Source organism: Scytonema hankhaensis NUACC26, from assembly GCF_045865695.1.
Lineage (GTDB): Bacteria > Cyanobacteriota > Cyanobacteriia > Cyanobacteriales > Nostocaceae > Scytonema.
The window spans coordinates 21,225-39,639 of sequence record NZ_BAACAP010000186.1 but is presented as its reverse complement, the minus strand read 5'-3'; the positions used below and the strand labels follow the sequence as shown (position 1 = coordinate 39,639).

Below are 18,415 nucleotides of genomic sequence, written 5' to 3'. Positions count from 1 at the left end.
AATGGCCGATTAGAAATGGAGCACACCCAGTTCTTGCCGAATCATAGCATTGTCTTGCAACACCTTTGCGACTTTACCATTAGGCGAGTTGAGACCTATTGCTTGCAAGTCAGCTTCCACCATAATGGCAACCAGTTGCTCAAATGTTACCGATGGAGTCCAGTTTAACTTTTGCCGTGCTTTCGTCGAATCCCCAATCAATAAATCCACTTCCGCCGGACGAAGATAGCGCTCATCAAACTCTACGTAGTCTTGCCAATTCAGATTGACATAACCAAATGCCAGTTCTAAAAACTCTCGTACCGAATGAGTTTCCCCCGTTGCGATCGTGTAATCATCAGGCTCCGATTGCTGTAGCATCAACCACATAGCTCTTACGTAATCTTTAGCATAACCCCAATCCCGCTTTGCATCCAGATTCCCCATGTATAACTTTTTCTGTCTGCCCGCAAAAATTCTAGCAACCGCCATTGTTATTTTGCGCGTCACAAAAGTTTCACCGCGTCTGGGGGACTCATGATTGAACAAAATACCATTACAAGCAAACATGCCGAAGGATTCGCGGTAATTAACTGTTTGCCAGTGAGCGTAAACCTTAGCACAGGCGTAAGGGCTGCGGGGATAAAACCGTGTCGTTTCTTTCTGTGGAATTTCTTGTACCAAACCGTACATTTCCGAAGAACCTGCTTGGTAAAATCTCACTTGAATCCCTGTCCGGTGCTGATAGTCGCGAATTGCTTCTAACAGACGTAAGGTTCCCATTCCCACTGAATCAACCGTATATTCTGGCGAATCAAAGCTAACCCGAACGTGGGATTGAGCGCCCAAATTATAAATTTCCACTGGCTGAACTTCTTCCAGAATCCGGCGCAAAGTCGTCCCGTCTGTTAAGTCGCCATAATGGAGAAGTAACTTCACTCCCTCTTTGTGAGGGTCTTCATATAAGTGATCGATACGGTCTGTGTTGAAAGTTGAAGTTCGACGGATGATACCGTGAACTTCATAACCTTGCTCTAGCAAAAATTCGCTCAGGTATGAACCATCCTGACCAGTAATACCAGTAATTAACGCTCGCTTCCGTTGCGTCATGCTTAACTTTTCCTTGTTGTGACTGCTGAAATGTTTACAGAAAACCCTGGTATAACCTAACAGGTATTTGTCCAATTGCCCAATGGGAAACCTACGAATCCCACTGGCACTTTAGCCGCTCGACATAAGTGAATCTGCTGAATTGAATGCTCGCTGTGAGGCTTATCCAACTTAACGAAAAAATTTCTATCGTTTTTGTAATGTTTTTGTAATCTTCATTTAAAATTCATATATAATCGATTCTTATTAAGATTGTATGAAAATTTGAGTTGTAAAAATTCATGAAAGATCCCCAACTTCTTTAAGAAGTCGGGGAGCGGCAAAAAAACTGCACAGCAAAAAGTCAAAAGCCAAAAAAAGTTCCTCATCCAATTTTGACTTTTGACTGTGTAATTTATTTAGGGTATTAGCTAGATCGACGCAATATTAATAGGCTCCATTATTTTTAGGAATAACGACAACGCCGATAGTTTTAAAAATTATCCACAAATCCAACCACAAGTTACGGAATTTGACATAATGCAGATCTATTTGAATCCGTCGCGGATAAGGAATATCATTGCGTCCGGAGACTTGCCACAGCCCAGTAATTCCCGGTCTGATTGTAAGAATCTGGTCTATGTAACAACCATATTTCGGTAACTCTTCTTCTACTAAAGGTCGCGGTCCTACAACACTCATATCTCCTTTTAGTACATTCCAGAACTGAGGAAATTCATCCAAGCTAGTAATTCGTAAGAAACGACCAATCTTGGTAATTCTGGGATCGTGTTTGAGCTTAAAATTTGTCTCAAACTCGTCTCGCAGATGAGGCGATGTTTCCATTATTTGAACTAGGACTTCATCGGCATTGGTTACCATTGTTCGGAATTTAATACAATTAAAAGGTTTGTAATTTTTACCGACCCTTTCCTGAATATAAAAAATTGGACCATCCGAGCTCAAAGCAATCAGCAAGCCCAAGAGTAAATACACAGGGGAAAATAAAATAAGTACCAATAGCGAAAACACAATGTCGAATAGTCGCTTGGCAAACTCTCCGTTTAAAGCCTGGAAAGACAAACCTTTGGGTTTTATTCGAGGCGTCTTTTTTGGTTGACCGCGTTTAAAGAAGGTACGCGAGCGTTTCCCGGAGAGGAGTGAGCTCTGGGCAGTCATCATACTCCTTAACAATCCACACCACACATAGTCCCAATCTTAAAGCTAAAAGGAGTTCCTATGGATTGGCAATTTGCCAATCCTTAGCAAAACAAGACCATCAATTGGGTAATGGTCTTTTTTCTAAACACGTATTTAAGAAGCCTAGGTAGCGCTCGGCAAAGATTTGCGGGGAAAACTGGGTAGCGTGAACTCGGGCATACTCGGGGTTGAATTTCCCTTGATACGCTTCAAAGGTTTCTACTGCGTCTACTAATGCGGCTTCAGTTTGTTCCTTGAAAAATATACCAGTTCCCGTATCACCAAAGTCACGAAAATCTCGCACTGTTTCCAGTGCTCCTCCCGCACCATAAGCGATAACTGGGGTGCCGCAGGCTTGCGCCTCTACTAAAGCAATCCCAAAATCTTCACAGGCTGCATATACAAATCCTTTGGCGTTTGCCATATACTTTTTCACAACATCATCGGGTTGCCAGCCCAGTACTTGTATATTGCTATTTGCTATCCTGCGGATCGTTTTCATCTCTGGTCCTGTTCCAATTATGACTAACGGTAGTTGCAGTTTATTAAATGCCCTGACTATCAACGATACTTGTTTATAAGTTACCAACCGGGAAACGATTAGGTAAAAATCCTCCTTATCTGGCAAAAATGGACAGCGATCGACATTAACTGGTGGGTAAATAACTTCCGCTTCTCGTCGATAGCAGCGCCAAATACGGCGAGCTGTATGTTTGGAGTTAGCAATAAAGTAATCCACACGATTTGCTGTCGATACATCCCATTGGCGTAAACCATGCAGCAAATAGCGTGTTAACCAACCAGGGATACCACTACCTAGCTTACTGTGATTTAGATAATCGAAGGTGAGATCCCAGGCATAACGCATGGGACTGTGACAGTAACAAATGTGTACTTGATCGGGTGTGGTCAGGACTCCTTTAGCAACAGCGTGAGATGAAGACAGAATAACGTCATATTCCCGCAAGTCTAGCTGTTCTATGGCTAGTGGCAACAAAGGTAAGTATTTTTGTACACCTTGTCGGGCAAATGGGAGATGCTGAAGAAATGTTGTGCCAATTTTCCGTTTGTATAAATAGCTTTCGGGATTGATGGATTCAAAGTCGATGAGAGCGTATAAATCAGCATCAACGCGATCGAGAACCTCTTGCACAACAAGTTCCGAACCACCAGTGGCTTTCGGTGTCAGCCATTCATGAATCAAAGCATACTTCAAAGACACAACTAACTATGAGTATTTGGTAGAGAACACGCTTCGGTCAGTCACCTAGAGGATGAAGTAACGAAGTAAGAATTTTTCATGCTTTATCCTTTATCCTTCATACTTCTATCCTTTATCTTTCATACTTCCTATTGTCACCAAAAGACGTAATTCTCTCAACAGAGGTTCCAGGGAAACACCACAACCTGTTACTCTCAAATTGGGTCACTCCATAAATTAACTGACGAAGGAAATAATAATTTATGCGAATTCTTATTGTGGGTGGCACTCGGTTCATTGGTGTTTACCTCACTAAACAACTGGTGGAACAGGGGCATGAAGTCGTTCTGTTCAATCGCGGTAATCGTCCGGTACCCACCGAAGGGGTAGGACAAATTACAGGCGATCGCACTGATGCTACTCAACTCAAGGAGAAATTATCCCACGAAAATTTTGATGCCATTTTTGACAATAACGGAAGGGAACTTTCTGATACTCAACCACTTGCGGAAATTTTTCAAGATCGCATACAACATTTTGTATACATGAGTTCTGCTGGAGTGTATCTGAAATCCGACCAACTGCCTCATGTAGAAGGGGATACAATCGATCCTAAAAGTCGCCATCTTGGTAAGCACGAAACAGAAGCGTATTTAACACAACTGGGATTGCCTTTCACCTCCATTCGCCCTACGTATATTTACGGTGCTTTAAATTATAACGACCTCGAAGCTTGGTTTTTTGACAGAATCGTTCGCAATCGTCCCATCCCCATCCCAGGTAATGGCTTACACATTACCCAATTCGGACACGTTAAAGACTTAGCAACAGCAATGACCAAAGTTTTGGGCAATCCCAACGCTGTGAAACAAATTTACAACCTATCAGGCGATCGCTACGTGACATTTGACGGCTTAGCCCGCGCCTGTACTGTAGCAGCAGGCAAAGAACCTAATGAACTCAAAATTGTACATTACGATCCCAAAAAATTTGATTTCGGCAAACGCAAAGCCTTTCCCTTGCGCCTACAGCACTTTTTTGCTTCTGTGGAGAAAGCAAAAACACAATTAAACTGGCAACCCGAATATGACTTAGTTTCCGGTCTCAAGGACTCTTACCACAATGATTATCTAGTTTCAGGTCGCGATCGCACGGAAATCGATTTTTCTGTTGATGAAGAGATTCTCAAGTCTTCATAAATTTCTTGTGAAACAAAAGTCTCTTGTGAAACAAAAGTCTCTTGTGAAACAAAAGTCTCTTGTGAAACAAAAGTCTCTTGTGGAACATAAATCTCTTGTGGAACATAAATCTCTTGTGGAACATAAATCTCTTGTGAAACATAAATCTCTTGTGGAACATAAATCTCTTGTGAAACATAAATCTCTTGTGGAACGGGCGTCTCGCCCGTTAGCAATTATGAATAAACCTCAATACCAACCAAAAAACGTTTTAACCTGTCGCGCCCGGTTAGGAGAAAGCCCAGTTTGGGATACAACACAAAAGCTGCTTTACTGGGTCGATATTTATAACTACAGAGTCCATCAATTTAACCCTGCTACCGGGCAAAACTCATTTTTTGATGTTGGAGATGTTGTGGGTTGTGTAGCCCTTGCTGGAGCAAATCGACTCATTATGGCGCAACGCGATCGCTTAGCATTTCTTAACACCCAGACAGGAGAAATTACACCCATCATCCAAGTTGAGACAGATAAGCCAAATAACCGCTTTAATGACGGCAAATGCGATCCTCAAGGTCGCTTTTGGTTTGGTTCCATGAGCCAGGAAAAATCTCAAGCCTGTCTTTATCGCTACGATTCTGATAACTCACTCCATTTAATGGAAACAGGATTGACAGTTAGCAACGGTTTGGGTTGGAGTTCCAACGGAAGAATATTTTACCTAACCGATTCCGACCAGCAAAAAATCTTTGCATACGACTTTGATGCACAAACAGGTAATATTAGCAACCGTCGCGTATTTGTCGATCTCACTCACGAAACATTCTTTCCCGATGGATTGACCGTAGATAGTGAAGGGTATATTTGGTCAGCCATGTGGGAAGGAGGATGTGTAATTCGCTTTGATACTACAGGGAAAGAAGTTTTGCGGATCGAATTGCCCGTGAAATATCCCACCAATTGCACTTTCGTTGGCGAAGATTTGAAATCGCTTTACATCACCACTGCCTCTGTCGGGATTAGTCAAGCAGAAATTGACAAAAGTGTTTCTTCCGGGGACTTATTTGAAGTGCAAACCGATATTACTGGGCTACCTTCCTATCATTTTCGTTCTTCAATTTAATGAAAATGGTAGATACACTTAACTGAATAAAAGGTCAGACAAAGTTTCAACGAGAATACACCCTTCATTAAAGAAGAAAGAACCCTGTACCTGAAGAGGAATAATTAGAAGTATGCTTGATTCTCAAAGCGCTTTTCTCAGTCAAAAGTAGTATTTGTGACATACCTCTATGGTAGTACTGTTTGCTAGAATGACATTGAGATGTAGCGATCTCACTCCTACACTGGTTAAGTAGCGCGATTCGGATGGGTGCCGTTAGCTTTGCTATCGCATTTTGAATGGAAGAAGCACAAGAGAAGATTGTTCTGACTTACGAGACGGCTGATGGTCGAGTCCCCTTTGATGAATGGTTGGACGCTTTAAGGGATACAAAAGGTCGTGCAGTTATTCGTGCCCGTATTAACCGAGTTAGGCTAGGTTTAATGGGAGATTGTAAGCCTGTAGGAGATGGGATTAGTGAGGCTCGAATTGATTTTGGTCCCGGATACCGGGTTTATTTTGCTCGGGAAGGTAACACAATCATTATCCTGTTGTGCGGAGGCGATAAAAGGAGCCAAACTCAGGATATTTCCAAGGCTAAAGAGTATTTACTTGATTATAGGAGTCGTGACGATGGCTAGAAGCAGAAGTTATCAACAGAACTTATTTAAAGCTTTACAAGACCCAGAAGAAGCTAAAGAATACTTAAATGCTGCTTTAGAAGATCCCTCACCAGAGGTGTTTCTCTTAGCTCTACGGGATGTAGTTGAGGCTAATAAAGAAGGGTTACAACTAGAGATAAAAACTAGTTCTAATGGTGAAAGTTTATCGACAACACTGTCTAACAAAAATAATCCTGAGTTAGCCAATATCAAGAACATTTTAAGTAGTTTGGGTTATCGTCTAGCTATTGAATTAGAATCACCAGCATGATTAATTAAGAATTATACACGCATATGGTTCTAAACACCCAATAATTCGGTTAAATGTTGGTGGGTTACATTCCTCAAACGCCACTTCACTTAACGGGAGAAACCCCCGCACTTTTTGTAGCTCCCCAACCGACACTCTTCTTAATATTTACTTTATAAATCATTTCCCAATCATAATTTTCTGACCATCTGAAGTGTCGCTGTTATTCGATGGCAAAAGATAAATAACTCCAGAAATTAACGTCAGAGTAACGGAAATCCAAAAAGCGATAAGAGAAAAGAAACGCCATTCAGGTAAAGGAGCAATTAAAAGTGCGATCGCTACAATTTGACTGACAGTTTTGAGCTTTCCCCAAATATTAGCCCCCGTAACTTTAGGTTGACTCACGCGCCAACCTGCGATCGCCAACTCTCGTGCCAAAATCAGAAAAACACCCCAAGCCCGAACCCTTCCTAATTCAATCAACACGAGTAGAGGTGCGAGTACCAAAAACTTATCTACCAACGGATCGAGAAACTTACCCAAATCGCTAATTTGATTGAGTTTTCGGGCTAAATAACCATCCAACCAATCTGTCAGAGAAGCAACCAGAAAAATTGCTACACAAATCCATTGCAATTTAGGCTCTGGACTGTACAAAAGATACAGCAGAAATGGTATCCCTAATAAGCGAGAGAAGGTGATCCAGTTTGGTAAAGTCATAGAATTTTATATCTCAGTTCACTCTGTTGTATTACTGTATCTAACAGAAAAACTCAAGCAAACTAAAAATCAGTATTTGCAGTTTCACTCTCCTTTGTCCTGACTTTATCATGACTCAACCAATGGATTTAGACGTGAGAACAGAACGCGATTCAATGGGCGATCGCTCTATACCAAGTAGCGCTTATTACGGCATTCAAACACTACGGGCAACAGAAAACTTCCCTATAAGTGGCATTAAACCCTTACCCACTTACGTAGACGCGGGTATTATCATCAAAAAAGCTACAGCAATTGTCAACGGTAAACTAGGGTGTATCCCCCAAGACATAAGTCAGGCAATTGTGCAAGCTGCGGATGAAGTACTATCAGGTAAATTACGCGACCAATTTGTAGTAGATGTTTACCAAGCAGGTGCAGGCACTTCTCATCACATGAATATTAACGAAGTTTTAGCGAATCGAGCGCTAGAAATTCTTGGAGAAGAAAAGGGCAATTACAAACGTGTTAGCCCAAATGACCATGTAAACTACGGTCAATCGACCAATGATGTGATTCCTACAGCAATTCGTATTGGTGGATTGCTGGCATTATCAAGAACACTACACCCAACATTAGAAAACGCCATAACAGCACTCGAAGACAAAGCCCAAGAATTTCAAAATGTCGTCAGATCTGGCAGAACCCATATGCAAGATGCTGTACCCGTGCGCTTGGGTGAAAACTTCCGTGCATGGGCGCACATCCTTACAGAACACCAAAACCGAATATACACAGCTTCTTCCGACTTAATGATACTCGGTTTGGGAGGCAGTGCAGCAGGTACGGGGTTAAATACTCACCCTCAATATCGAGCATCTGTAGTCCAAACGATTTCAGAGATCGTGAACTTTCCCCTAGAACCAGCACCACACCTGATGGCAGCAATGCAAAGTATGGCACCATTTGTCAATGTTTCTGGTGCTTTACGCAATTTAGCTCAAGACCTAATCAAAATATCTCACGATTTGCGGTTGATGGATTCCGGACCAAAAACAGGTTTAAAAGAAATTCAGTTACCACCAGTTCAACCGGGTTCCTCAATCATGCCAGGGAAGTATAACCCTGTGATGGCAGAAATGACATCAATGGTATGCTTTCAGGTTATGGGTTACGATAATGCGATCGCTCTAGCTGCACAAGCAGGACAACTAGAACTCAACGTCATGATGCCCCTCATTGCCTATAACCTCATTCACAGCATCGAAATTCTTGGCAACACCATTGCTGCTTTAACCGAACGTTGTATCAAAGGAATTACCGCCAATCGAGAACGTTGTTTGGCATACGCTGAAGGGAGTTTAGCTCTAGTCACAGCCTTAAATCCCCATATAGGTTACTTAAATGCGGCGGCTGTTGCTAAAGAATCCTTAGAAACAGGACAGTCTTTACGCCAGATAGTTTTAGAACGGGGGTTAATGACTGAAGAAGAATTAGCCCAAGTATTAAACCTGGAACAAATGAGTGCCATTGTGCCTCTTACTATACAGGACGGCAAGTCGGAATAATGAAGAAAGGAGGAAGATAAAAGTCATGTTGTCTTCCTTCTTTACTCTTTCCTTGTTGTTAATATAACTATGCCGACTCAAACACCATCCGTCAGCTTAATTCGTGCAACTTCATACGAACGTGACACACTCCGGGATTCATTAGAAACACTGCTAGAACCCTTGGGAGGAATAACAGCGTTTGTGAAACCGGGGAACCGAGTCTTACTCAAACCCAACTTGCTGACAGGCGCACGTCCTGGGAAAGAGTGTACTACTCGCCCCGAACTGGTTTATGCCGTAGCCCAAATGGTTATAGAAGCAGGTGGCAAACCCTTTTTAGGTGATAGCCCTGCTTTTGGTAGTGCTAGAGGAGTAGCAGTAGCAAGCGGATATCTGCCAGTTCTTGAAGAACTCAAATTGCCAGTCGTCGAATTTCACGGACATCGTTATCAAACAATTAGCGAAGAGTTTAACCATCTGCTGTTATCCAAAGAAGCTATGGAAGCAGATGTTACGATTAACCTACCCAAGGTAAAGTCTCACGTTCAGTTGGTACTTACCTTGGGAGTCAAAAACTTGTTTGGCTGCGTTCCAGGTAAAATGAAAGCCTGGTGGCACATGGAAGCAGGCAAAGACGCAAACCGATTTGCGGAAATGTTGGTAGAAACAGCCAGGACGATCGATCCGGATTTGACCATTGTAGATGGCATTATCGGTCATGAAGGCAACGGACCGAGTGGAGGAGAACCCCGCGCATTGGGAATATTAGGAGCATCATCAAATGTTTTTGCTTTAGATAGAGCAATGATAGACATTTTGAACGTCTCACCAGAACAAGTTCCAACCGTTGCTACATCCAAGCGGTTAGGATTAGTTGGCGAACTTAATGAGATTTACTTTCCCAATCTGCATCCCGGCTTGTTAAAGATGAACAATTGGCGTTTACCAGATAAGTTCATACCCATTGACTTTGGTATGCCTCGCGTTATCAAGTCTACGTTCAAACATCTTTACATTAAATTTATCAAAGAACCCATAAGTGCCTACAAAGCTTAATCCAAAGCTCTATGCCCAATGCCCGTTGCCCATAAGTGCAAACTCTGTTACAAAAATTAAAAAATTGCCAGAGTAAGCTGAAAGTACCCTCCGATTGCTTAACCAAACCGCCCTAATCTAGTGGCGGTTTTTTATTTGGAGCAATGGGAATTGGGCATGGGGCATGGAGAATTGGGCATTATTCAAGTCATTTATTACCCAATGTCCAATTCCCATTACCCTATTTCCTAACAAGTATATTCATCAGATTTTCTCACTTAATCTGAAAAAAAATTATGAGTAAAATTACTGATAAAAATTTCTCAACACTTGTATTTTCTCTGTAATTGTTCGGTATTGATTTATTGTTAAAAAACTTATATTGCTTCTCACAGTCTGAAGTGTCTAAAAAATTTAAGTATTTTTACTTAAAAAAATAAAATACATAGAGAAATTAATAAGAGCGTCAAATCTCTCCCTTGAAAAAGACAACTGAGGAGAAAAGCGAATATTCCATACGACTGTGAGTTTGGGTAGCGATCGCTAAATACAAAACACCGAGATTCTCTCTTGAGAGCAGTACGCACAAAATAAAAAGTTGTAAATTTTAATGCTATATTACTGGACGATGCGGAGAGCAAAGATTACAATAGAAGCCCTTACTGCTTTGCGCTATTAAACACAAGGGAAAAAATAAAATGTTCAATTTTAGCTTTTTATCGAGTATTTTCTGTATCAAAAAAAGAGGTATACCAAGTTTTAAACATGATTGATATTCTTTATAAATACAGAGATTGCTGTAAAAAAATAGCTAAAATAACAACAAGCCTCTCTAGAAAAGAGGAAAACTACAAGTGGTGTATCTAGCCTCAACTGTTATGAATTCAAATTCTCAATCTGTCAACCAAAGCGACACGTATTCCCATCGATTGGCAGATATTGTGGGAACTGGGATTGGTTTATTGACTTTGACATTACCTCTATTTATTATCGCTCACTATTCTCCAAACAACATCCGTACTTCTCCCCAACCTGCGATTGAAAGAGTCAAAAGTAGTGGTTAATGGTTGGTAGGATGCGGCGGTAACAGCGTCCCTACAGTAGTTAATGATGAAACTCTCTCTACCCTCTCTTCTCCGTTTATCTTTCTTCTTGTGACCTACTAGGGATAGAATCTTACACTGGGAGCTATGCACATAGCTCTCATTGTTTATAGTAAGTAAACGGAGTGTTGTCGTGGACTTATCTCGGATTCCAGCTCAGCCCAAACCAGGTCTGCTTAACGTTTTGATTGAAATTGCAGGCGGAAGCAAAAACAAATACGAATATGATAAAGACCTACAGGCTTTTGCTCTGGACAGAGTTCTTTATTCATCAGTAAAGTACCCCTATGACTATGGTTTTGTACCTAACACTCTAGCTGATGATGGCGATCCGCTTGATGGCATTGTCATTATGGATGAGCCAACTTTTCCAGGATGCGTGATTGCTGCAAGACCAATTGGTATGTTAGAGATGATAGATGGTGGCGATCGCGATGAAAAAATTCTTTGCGTTCCTGACAAAGACCCCCGATACGCTCACGTCAAATCTATAAAAGACATTGCACCACATAGATTGGCTGAAATAGAAGAATTTTTCCGCACTTACAAAAATTTGGAGAAAAAGGTTACAGAAATCCTCGGATGGCAAGATGTTGATACAGTATCACCATTGGTAGAAAAGTGTATCAAAGCTGGTAGCGAAAAAGCTCAGTGACCACCTGACCAGTGACTAGTGACTAGGGAGAAGGGAAAAATTTATACCTAAGTCCCCAATCCCCAGTCGCCAATCGCCATTACCCCTTATCCCCAGAGGGGACCCCGAGTTCCCCAATCGCCAAGGTATAATTTAGACTCATAACTGAAACCTCATAACTGTTTTGCAATGCAGCGCACGCTCCTCTTAGCAAAAATTCACAATTGTACTCTCACAGCAGCAAATATCAACTATGTGGGAAGTATCAGCATCGATTCCCTTCTAATGGATAAAGCAGGTATCTTACCCTATGAGTACGTGCATGTAGTGAATATAAACAATGGCGAGCGTTTTACGACTTATGCGATTCCAGCACCAGCTAATTCTGGAGCAATTGAGTTAAATGGAGCCGCCGCACGTCTAGGCATTATGGGCGATCGCTTGATTATAATGTCTTACGGGCAGTTCAGTTTGGAAGAGTTAAAAACACACTCTCCCACCGTAGTCCTTGTGGATGAAAAAAACCGACTAATGGAAGTGCGGCGTTACGACGATCTGCTCAGTAAGACTTAATTTTGACAAATATGCCAAACTCTGAACTGTCGCCTTTGCAAAACTATCTCACTCAAGAGCAACTGACTGAAGTTGAAAAACCAGCATTGGATTTTTTAGTACAATTTTGGGGCGTGCGGGGTTTGATTCCCAGCCCAGGTAGCAACACCAGTCGATATGGTGGTAATACGGCTTGTGTAGAGATGCAAGTTGGCAAAAAACGTTTAATTTTTGATGGAGGTACTGGTTTACGCTTACTTGGGAGAAGTTGGCTTCCTGAGACTGTAGAAGCTCATGTATTCTTCACCAACTCCCAATCAAACCGCATTCAAGGATTTCCTTTTTTTACACCTGCATTTATTACAGAAAATTGTTTTCATATTTATGGGACAGCAGCGTTAAATGGAGCCTCTATCAAACAATGCCTTTGCGATCAAATGCTTCAACCGCACTTTCCCTACCCATTACAAATTATGCGATCGGACTTGCACTTTCACAATTTTGCTCCAGGTAAGGTTTTTAAAGTAGATGATATTACGATCGCAACAGCATTAATTAATCATCATCAAAAATCAGTAGGCTACCGAGTGACTTGGCAAAATTATGATGTTGCTTACATTACAGATCTACATCAGAGCTTAAGCGATGTAGATAAAGAACACATTGCACAACTTACCAAAGACGTAGATTTATTGATTGCTAACGCAACCTATACACCTCCATCCATACGAAACCATCAGCACGCCGAAATTTACTGGAAGACGGCTGTTGATTTAGCTCAAAATCTTGACGCTAAATTGCTTGTCATTTCTCACCATCATCCAGACGACTGTGATGATTTTCTCGATGAAGTGCAAACAGAAGTTCAATCAATATTCCCCAAAGCCATATTAGCTCGTGAGGGTTTGGTTTTAACAGTGACCAGTGACCAGTGACCAGTGACCAGTGACCAATGACTAAATTCTTTGAGAAAGTTCTTGAAGTTTCTCAGCAACTGCACCACTTGTTAATAATTTTTTTGCCTTAGCTATACCCTCTTGCATATCCGAGCAAATTCCAGAACGCCAGAGGTAAAATCCTCCATTCCATAAAGCTGTGTCCATAAGTTCCGAAGGTTTACCATCCAAGACTTCTTTGATGTTCGCAATCAGTTCTTCCAAAGAACCCAAAGGTACATTTTTCATAGCAAAGCCATAATCACGAGCAGTTAAATGCAATCGTTCTATGGGTACTGTATCCGCTTCTTTGGGTGTTGCTCCCAAACCAATGATAGCTGTGCGATCGCGTGGTAAGTCACAACTCCCTTCCAAACCCTTTACTGTTGTAAAATCAGTAATTCCTTGTAACGCTAGCGCTGTTTGGAATAAACCTTCTGTAGGTGGATGAACGAATCCGGTAATAATATGAGCATTCCCCGCATAAGGACACCAAATCAATTCCATCGTCGCAAACGGAGGGCGCTTACCCAACTGATCGCGATATTCCCAAAGACTTTCAGTTAAGGGAAAATGATGAGGAGTATAAATAAATCCTATTCCCGTTTGCTCAAATATGTGCTGAGTTTTTTCTAATGACAACTCAGTCCAATCGACACCCAATCTTTGCCAAATATCAATCAATGGTAAGCCATATTTAGTTGGTTTGCGATCGCCGCCATGCATGACTGTTGGCTGTCCGGAGACTGCGAGTAGCAAAGCTGTTACAGGGCTAATAGGAGCAGTGCGAGTTCTACCATCATAAGGTATGCCCAAAACAATCGCTTTGCGTTCGCCCTTGGCGCAAGCCGTACCCGGCTTATCGCTAGTAACTGGTTGTAATTTTGGTCCCAATTCATGGTATGTGTCCAACATACCCGCTATCTCTTCTGCTGTAGGACGTTTAATCCGGTGAGCAATCAGAAACGCTCCTATTTGGGCTGGAGTTGCTTCTCCTAGTAGCATCATCCTTGTTGCCGTGGCTGCTTCAGCACGAGTTAAACTCTCAGAAGTATGTTCGCCACTGCCTACCTTTTTTAGTAATTCCCTGAATACTGTACTCATTTGTCACTGGTCACTGGTCACTGGTCACTGGTCACTGGTCACTGGTCACTGGTCACTGTTACGAAGCAGACCACAAGATAGATTCTGCTTGTGGGGGAATACTTTCTTTGACTAGTTGCCAAAAATCTTTGATTGGAGGTATTTGCAGGCGATCGTGAGTTGTTACCATAACCACTCGGCGAGTAAAACTAGAACTGTCAGGTGCAGAACCATTATTAGTATTGGAGGTTAGAGTTCGTACAGCAAGAGTTGGGTCATTGCGAGCTTCAACAAGGGCTGAATAAGGTAGCAACGCTACAAGTTCTCCTTGACGCACCACTCCCCTGAAAGCATCGAGGGTATTAACTTCTAAAGCTGCTTGTAGCCGAGCTTCCAATCTCTCAAATCTATCTTGTACTAAACGTTGCATCCCATAACCGTCCTTAAAGACGACTTGCGGGTAACGAACAAGTTCTGACCAGGGAATACTTTCATATTGTGCTAGGGGATGACTTGTTGCTGTTAAAACTTCTATTGGTTCATCATAAAGGACTTCAACCACCATTTCTTTACCAGCAGTCAAAAAGCGATTATTCATAACAATCGCCAAATCCACCAATCCATCTTTCAGGACTTTTAATGCTCGGTCACTCCCTAGTGAGGTTACCCGCAATTGCACTTCTGGATATTCATGACAGAATTTTTGCAAAACTGGTGGCAAGTAATAAGCACATAATGAGTGAATTGCTGCAACACAAAGTTCTGGCTGTTTTCCAGCCAGCAAATCGCTTATCTCTTGTGTAGCACTTTGCCACTCCTGACAGATTTTACGAGCGCGGGGAAGTAAGCGCTCACCTGCTAGGGTTAACTTTGCTTGACTCGTTCTATGGAACAGTTCCAATCCCACATCTTCCTCTAGTGCCTGGATTTGACGACTGATTGTCGATTGGGTCACACCACATTTTCGTGCTGCTGCTTGGAAACTGCCAGATTCTGCGATCGCCAGAAAGGCTTGCAACTGCTCTAGTCGCATTTTTATGTAGCCTGAATTACACTTATGGCTGTCATTAAATTAACGTACTTTTTAGCATGAATTGGTACAGTGTGTTACAAGAATTTTTTCACGAGAAATTTTTAGACTGATTGAGGATGTACGATCGCTATCCCTTCCACACTTATAAAATCATCTACGTTAAAAGTCAGCAGATGAGTTATTCCATGAGCTAGCATGATAGCCATCAGCCTTACATCGTGGACGCGCTTACCTGATATTTTGTTAGCTGTTACACAATTTAACCAATAAGCAAATACCTGTGGAGTCTCCTCAAGAAGTGGAAATTGATTCAAAATATGCTCTATTTCTGTACTAGTTTGTTCGACACTCCAGCCGAAACCATTTACTGTAAGGGGACGAGTCGCAACTGCCCAAAATTCTATAATGTTTTGGCTAGTGATGTAAACATGATGTCCTTGCAAGAGAAGATTTGCAGTCGCTCTACCTGCCAATAGATGAACAGGAGAACTACTATCGCTCATCCTTAATTAAGATATTGGTGTCTAAAAGATAGGTTGCCATCAATCGTACATATTTTCTCGGCGTAATGCTTCATCAGGTAGGTTTGAACCATCTCTATGGCTCTGTACCCATTGCATCAAGTACTCTGCTCGCTCTTGAGGGGTAGCAGTTGCCCAAAATGGTTCTGATAAATTCTGCGGTGATAAAATCAAATTTCCGTTTCTGATTTCAATGGCAAAGCGCTTGTGAGGTTTAACTGCTTCTAAAATCTCTTTGGGCAAAGATAACGTACCATCTTCATTAACTTCGACAATCGAGTTCATCAGGATCTCCATAAAGTATGGCTATATTATGATAACTTTCTATCTTGTCCCTGACTTTCTCCATAACTGTCGAGAGATAAATTTTTCAGTGCGGCAATTGCATGCAATCTAACTTGTGCATCTCGATCTGCTTGCATCTGTGTTAATGTACTAATTGCTTGCTTGTTTCCTAATTGACCTAAAGATAAAGCGATCGCACTTCTAATACTCGAAATTTCAACTGCTGGATGATTTTCTCGAACAATCTCTAGTAAAATTTCTGTCGCTTTATCCTTAAGTGCTGAATGGCTGACTCTCCCTAGAACAGTAACGATTTCTTGCCACAAAGTCGGTACTTCCAAGTGATAGAATGCTTGTTGCAAACACTTTATACCCGATAATGTTCCGACCCAACTTAAAGCTCGGATGGCTTCCAATTGCAACCGGATTGGTGTATGAGGTGATATAAGCACCTGAAATAAGGGTTGTGCTGCACTGTCACCACCCATTTTAGAAAGAGCGCTCGCTGTTGCACAACATACGTCCAAGTTAAAATCATACAGCCTTGGTTGGAGTTTTGCTACCAAGTCTAACTCCGAACACAAATCGCGACGAAAACCCAAACCCAGCACAGCCTCTTTTCTCACTGAGGCGGCTACATCATCCAAAGCATTTAAAAGCACGGGTGGGACGCGAGGATCGTGAAAGCTGCTGAGTGCTTCAATCGCTACCACTCGTATTGTCACCTGTGGATCTTGTACCACACTTAATAAAGATGGAATAATTTCTTTGTGTCGAATACAAGCAAGTGCTTTCATCGCTAAAAGACGGGTTTCTTCAGTAAGAATTGGATTGTGATAGGAACTATTCTCACCAATGTCTTCTTTTACTAACAGTTCTGTCAAGGTAGCGATCGAGATTGTACCTATTTGCCCCAGTGCTGTTGCAGCTACTTCCTTTATCTCCTCATTTTCATGGTTCTTTAGCAATTCCATCAAAGGCGCGATCGCATCTCGACTTTTCAAATCGCCTAAAATTCTTGCTGCGTACCAGCGCAATTCTTCCTCTGCATCTTCATCTTGTAAAATAGCAATGAGTTTGGGGATCGCGATTTTGCCCAAGCGGGAAAATACTTTAGCAATTTCCCATCGTTGCTGAAAGTCCCCACCCTCTAGAGCTGAAAGTGCAAGTTCTAACAAATATTCTTGATTTTTCTCTTCTCCAGGATATTCTGAATTTTCTATTAGAGTCAACTGTTGCAAACTTTGAATTAGTAAAGACCAATCTGCTGCTTCATATGCCTCCTCTGCCTGTAACACTAGCTGATTAATATTATTCACAATTACCATACTTTCCAAATACATTTAATAGATTTATTGTAATCATTTGCATACAGAATTACAAAACCCGATTTCTTATAAGAAACCGGGTGACCTAGAAACTCTATTAATTAAACGTGCTTGAGTTTAAATTAATTGTTTTACATCACCTATAAATTTTAACTATGTAAAAAACGCATTAAATTTATACTATATTTACAACTCAAGAGCGATTTGGTAACCAAGTATACGATTTTAATCATTTCCCAAAACCCCAACAACTGACAACCTACAATCAATTCAAGTTTAATACAAGTAACTACCCCTAACCCAGCGAGATGCTGTGGATTATGACCCAGTTAGCTCGTTGGAACTTAATTCCATTCCCCAAAAACTGGTTGCAAATCGTTGAAAGAGTTTGTCGTACAAATGTATTTGGTGTAGCAGCACGCGAACTTGGTTTCCTCGACATCGGTCGAGATATCCTAAATTCTACGAGTTGAGAAACTACGCTCTTGACTTTTTGTACAACAAATTTGCCCATGATGATGCAGCAGAATAACAGTGGAATTTTAAATTTCGCATTGGAAAATAATTAGTGATAAAAAAAAATTATCAATGAGATAAAACAATTGTATTTGATTTGTGACAATTGAGGCTCAGATCCCCGAATTATCTAAGAATTCGGGGATCTAACTTAATGACTCGTGAGACAAAAAATCAGTATTTCCTAAATACTGAGTTTCTCAGGAGGGCTTTGATTCTCTACTTCTTTTTATGCAAATCTTGCATGATGTATATATTGCATCATATTGATACAATTTGCTCATTTTTTTTTTAATTCCGTAACAATGTATACGATTTGCACATTCGGATGCGATTAGATTAGGGGGTATAAATAGTTAGCGAAATAAATAATTGAAGTCAATCGGCAAATATATAAGATGTATGAAATGACGAATTTGTCATGATTTAATGACCAAAATCCATAGATATTTATTGTACGCATTTTCAAGACTAATA

At 41.3% G+C, this 18,415-nt stretch carries 19 protein-coding genes and 2 pseudogenes; 12 read left to right on the top strand and 9 right to left on the bottom strand.

Going from position 1 to position 18,415, the window contains the following annotated elements; genetic code table 11:
- Positions 1 to 9: 9 nt before the first annotated feature.
- The 3 genes from gmd to ACKTT2_RS18690 form a co-directional block, all read right to left on the bottom strand.
- Entirely contained in the window at positions 10 to 1,089 is a 1,080-nt protein-coding gene (gene gmd / locus ACKTT2_RS18700; protein WP_407889610.1) for a GDP-mannose 4,6-dehydratase, read from the bottom strand.
- 426 nt (positions 1,090 to 1,515) lie between these two features.
- On the bottom strand, positions 1,516 to 2,247 hold the full coding sequence (locus ACKTT2_RS18695) for an undecaprenyl-phosphate galactose phosphotransferase family protein (RefSeq protein ID WP_407889654.1): 732 nt from the start codon (positions 2,245 to 2,247) through the stop codon (positions 1,516 to 1,518).
- Positions 2,248 to 2,347: 100 nt separating this feature from the next.
- Complete coding sequence (locus ACKTT2_RS18690; RefSeq protein WP_407889608.1) at positions 2,348 to 3,490, bottom strand: glycosyltransferase; 1,143 nt, start codon at positions 3,488 to 3,490, stop codon at positions 2,348 to 2,350.
- A gap of 242 nt (positions 3,491 to 3,732) precedes the next feature.
- Between ACKTT2_RS18690 and ACKTT2_RS18685 the strand changes: the two genes are divergently transcribed.
- The 4 genes from ACKTT2_RS18685 to ACKTT2_RS18670 all read left to right on the top strand — a co-directional run bounded on the left by ACKTT2_RS18685 (position 3,733) and on the right by ACKTT2_RS18670 (position 6,682).
- A complete protein-coding gene (locus tag ACKTT2_RS18685) occupies positions 3,733 to 4,668 on the top strand; it encodes an NAD-dependent epimerase/dehydratase family protein (RefSeq protein ID WP_407889606.1) in 936 nt (311 codons plus the stop codon).
- A gap of 217 nt (positions 4,669 to 4,885) precedes the next feature.
- Positions 4,886 to 5,770 (top strand): SMP-30/gluconolactonase/LRE family protein, encoded by an 885-nt coding sequence (locus ACKTT2_RS18680; protein WP_407889652.1) that lies wholly within the window; start codon positions 4,886 to 4,888, stop codon positions 5,768 to 5,770.
- Positions 5,771 to 6,048: 278 nt separating this feature from the next.
- On the top strand, positions 6,049 to 6,390 hold the full coding sequence (locus tag ACKTT2_RS18675) for a type II toxin-antitoxin system RelE/ParE family toxin (protein WP_407889603.1): 342 nt from the start codon (positions 6,049 to 6,051) through the stop codon (positions 6,388 to 6,390).
- Positions 6,383 to 6,682, top strand: coding sequence for a helix-turn-helix domain-containing transcriptional regulator (locus ACKTT2_RS18670; protein ID WP_407889601.1), 300 nt, complete (start codon positions 6,383 to 6,385; stop codon positions 6,680 to 6,682). Before ACKTT2_RS18675 ends, ACKTT2_RS18670 begins: the two co-directional genes overlap by 8 nt.
- A 159-nt stretch (positions 6,683 to 6,841) precedes the next feature.
- Here ACKTT2_RS18670 and pgsA read toward each other — a convergent pair whose 3' ends face one another.
- The gene (pgsA, locus tag ACKTT2_RS18665; RefSeq protein ID WP_407889599.1) at positions 6,842 to 7,384 is read right to left on the bottom strand and encodes a CDP-diacylglycerol--glycerol-3-phosphate 3-phosphatidyltransferase; all 543 of its coding nucleotides are present in this window, start codon (positions 7,382 to 7,384) and stop codon (positions 6,842 to 6,844) included.
- 110 nt (positions 7,385 to 7,494) lie between these two features.
- Between pgsA and ACKTT2_RS18660 the strand changes: the two genes are divergently transcribed.
- The 6 genes from ACKTT2_RS18660 to ACKTT2_RS18635 all read left to right on the top strand — a co-directional run bounded on the left by ACKTT2_RS18660 (position 7,495) and on the right by ACKTT2_RS18635 (position 13,172).
- Positions 7,495 to 8,931 carry an aspartate ammonia-lyase gene (locus tag ACKTT2_RS18660; protein WP_407889597.1) on the top strand — a complete coding sequence of 479 codons (1,437 nt, stop codon included), beginning with the start codon at positions 7,495 to 7,497 and terminating at the stop codon, positions 8,929 to 8,931.
- A 69-nt stretch (positions 8,932 to 9,000) separates the two neighbouring features.
- Positions 9,001 to 9,969 carry an Npun_F2552 family protein gene (locus tag ACKTT2_RS18655; protein WP_407889595.1) on the top strand — a complete coding sequence of 323 codons (969 nt, stop codon included), beginning with the start codon at positions 9,001 to 9,003 and terminating at the stop codon, positions 9,967 to 9,969.
- 857 nt (positions 9,970 to 10,826) lie between these two features.
- A complete protein-coding gene (locus tag ACKTT2_RS18650; RefSeq protein WP_407889593.1) occupies positions 10,827 to 11,012 on the top strand; it encodes a TLTLP motif-containing protein in 186 nt (61 codons plus the stop codon).
- Positions 11,013 to 11,184: 172 nt separating this feature from the next.
- Positions 11,185 to 11,706, top strand: coding sequence for an inorganic diphosphatase (locus tag ACKTT2_RS18645; RefSeq protein ID WP_407889591.1), 522 nt, complete (start codon positions 11,185 to 11,187; stop codon positions 11,704 to 11,706).
- A 168-nt stretch (positions 11,707 to 11,874) separates the two neighbouring features.
- Positions 11,875 to 12,258 (top strand): aspartate 1-decarboxylase, encoded by a 384-nt coding sequence (gene panD / locus ACKTT2_RS18640; RefSeq protein WP_407889589.1) that lies wholly within the window; start codon positions 11,875 to 11,877, stop codon positions 12,256 to 12,258.
- An 11-nt stretch (positions 12,259 to 12,269) separates the two neighbouring features.
- Positions 12,270 to 13,172, top strand: coding sequence for an MBL fold metallo-hydrolase (locus tag ACKTT2_RS18635; protein WP_407889587.1), 903 nt, complete (start codon positions 12,270 to 12,272; stop codon positions 13,170 to 13,172).
- 21 nt (positions 13,173 to 13,193) lie between these two features.
- Here the strand turns inward: ACKTT2_RS18635 and ACKTT2_RS18630 are convergent, their stop codons facing one another.
- The 5 genes from ACKTT2_RS18630 to ACKTT2_RS18610 all read right to left on the bottom strand — a co-directional run bounded on the left by ACKTT2_RS18630 (position 13,194) and on the right by ACKTT2_RS18610 (position 17,422).
- Positions 13,194 to 14,276, bottom strand: coding sequence for an anthranilate phosphoribosyltransferase family protein (locus ACKTT2_RS18630; protein ID WP_407889585.1), 1,083 nt, complete (start codon positions 14,274 to 14,276; stop codon positions 13,194 to 13,196).
- Positions 14,277 to 14,334: 58 nt separating this feature from the next.
- Positions 14,335 to 15,288, bottom strand: coding sequence for a LysR family transcriptional regulator (locus ACKTT2_RS18625; protein ID WP_407889583.1), 954 nt, complete (start codon positions 15,286 to 15,288; stop codon positions 14,335 to 14,337).
- A gap of 101 nt (positions 15,289 to 15,389) precedes the next feature.
- Positions 15,390 to 15,791 (bottom strand): type II toxin-antitoxin system VapC family toxin, encoded by a 402-nt coding sequence (locus ACKTT2_RS18620; RefSeq protein ID WP_407889581.1) that lies wholly within the window; start codon positions 15,789 to 15,791, stop codon positions 15,390 to 15,392.
- A 39-nt stretch (positions 15,792 to 15,830) separates the two neighbouring features.
- Positions 15,831 to 16,094 (bottom strand): hypothetical protein, encoded by a 264-nt coding sequence (locus ACKTT2_RS18615; RefSeq protein ID WP_407889579.1) that lies wholly within the window; start codon positions 16,092 to 16,094, stop codon positions 15,831 to 15,833.
- Between the two features lie 26 nt (positions 16,095 to 16,120).
- Complete coding sequence (locus ACKTT2_RS18610; RefSeq protein ID WP_407889577.1) at positions 16,121 to 17,422, bottom strand: HEAT repeat domain-containing protein; 1,302 nt, start codon at positions 17,420 to 17,422, stop codon at positions 16,121 to 16,123.
- A 242-nt stretch (positions 17,423 to 17,664) separates the two neighbouring features.
- Between ACKTT2_RS18610 and ACKTT2_RS18605 the strand changes: the two are divergent.
- Together ACKTT2_RS18605 and ACKTT2_RS18600 are read left to right on the top strand one after the other, a co-directional pair.
- Positions 17,665 to 17,874 (top strand): annotated as a pseudogene (locus ACKTT2_RS18605) (nitrate ABC transporter ATP-binding protein); the annotation flags it as partial.
- A pseudogene (locus ACKTT2_RS18600) lies at positions 17,856 to 17,954 on the top strand (bacitracin ABC transporter ATP-binding protein); the annotation flags it as partial. The pseudogenes ACKTT2_RS18605 and ACKTT2_RS18600, both read left to right, overlap by 19 nt.
- Between the last annotated feature and the right edge of the window lie 461 nt (positions 17,955 to 18,415).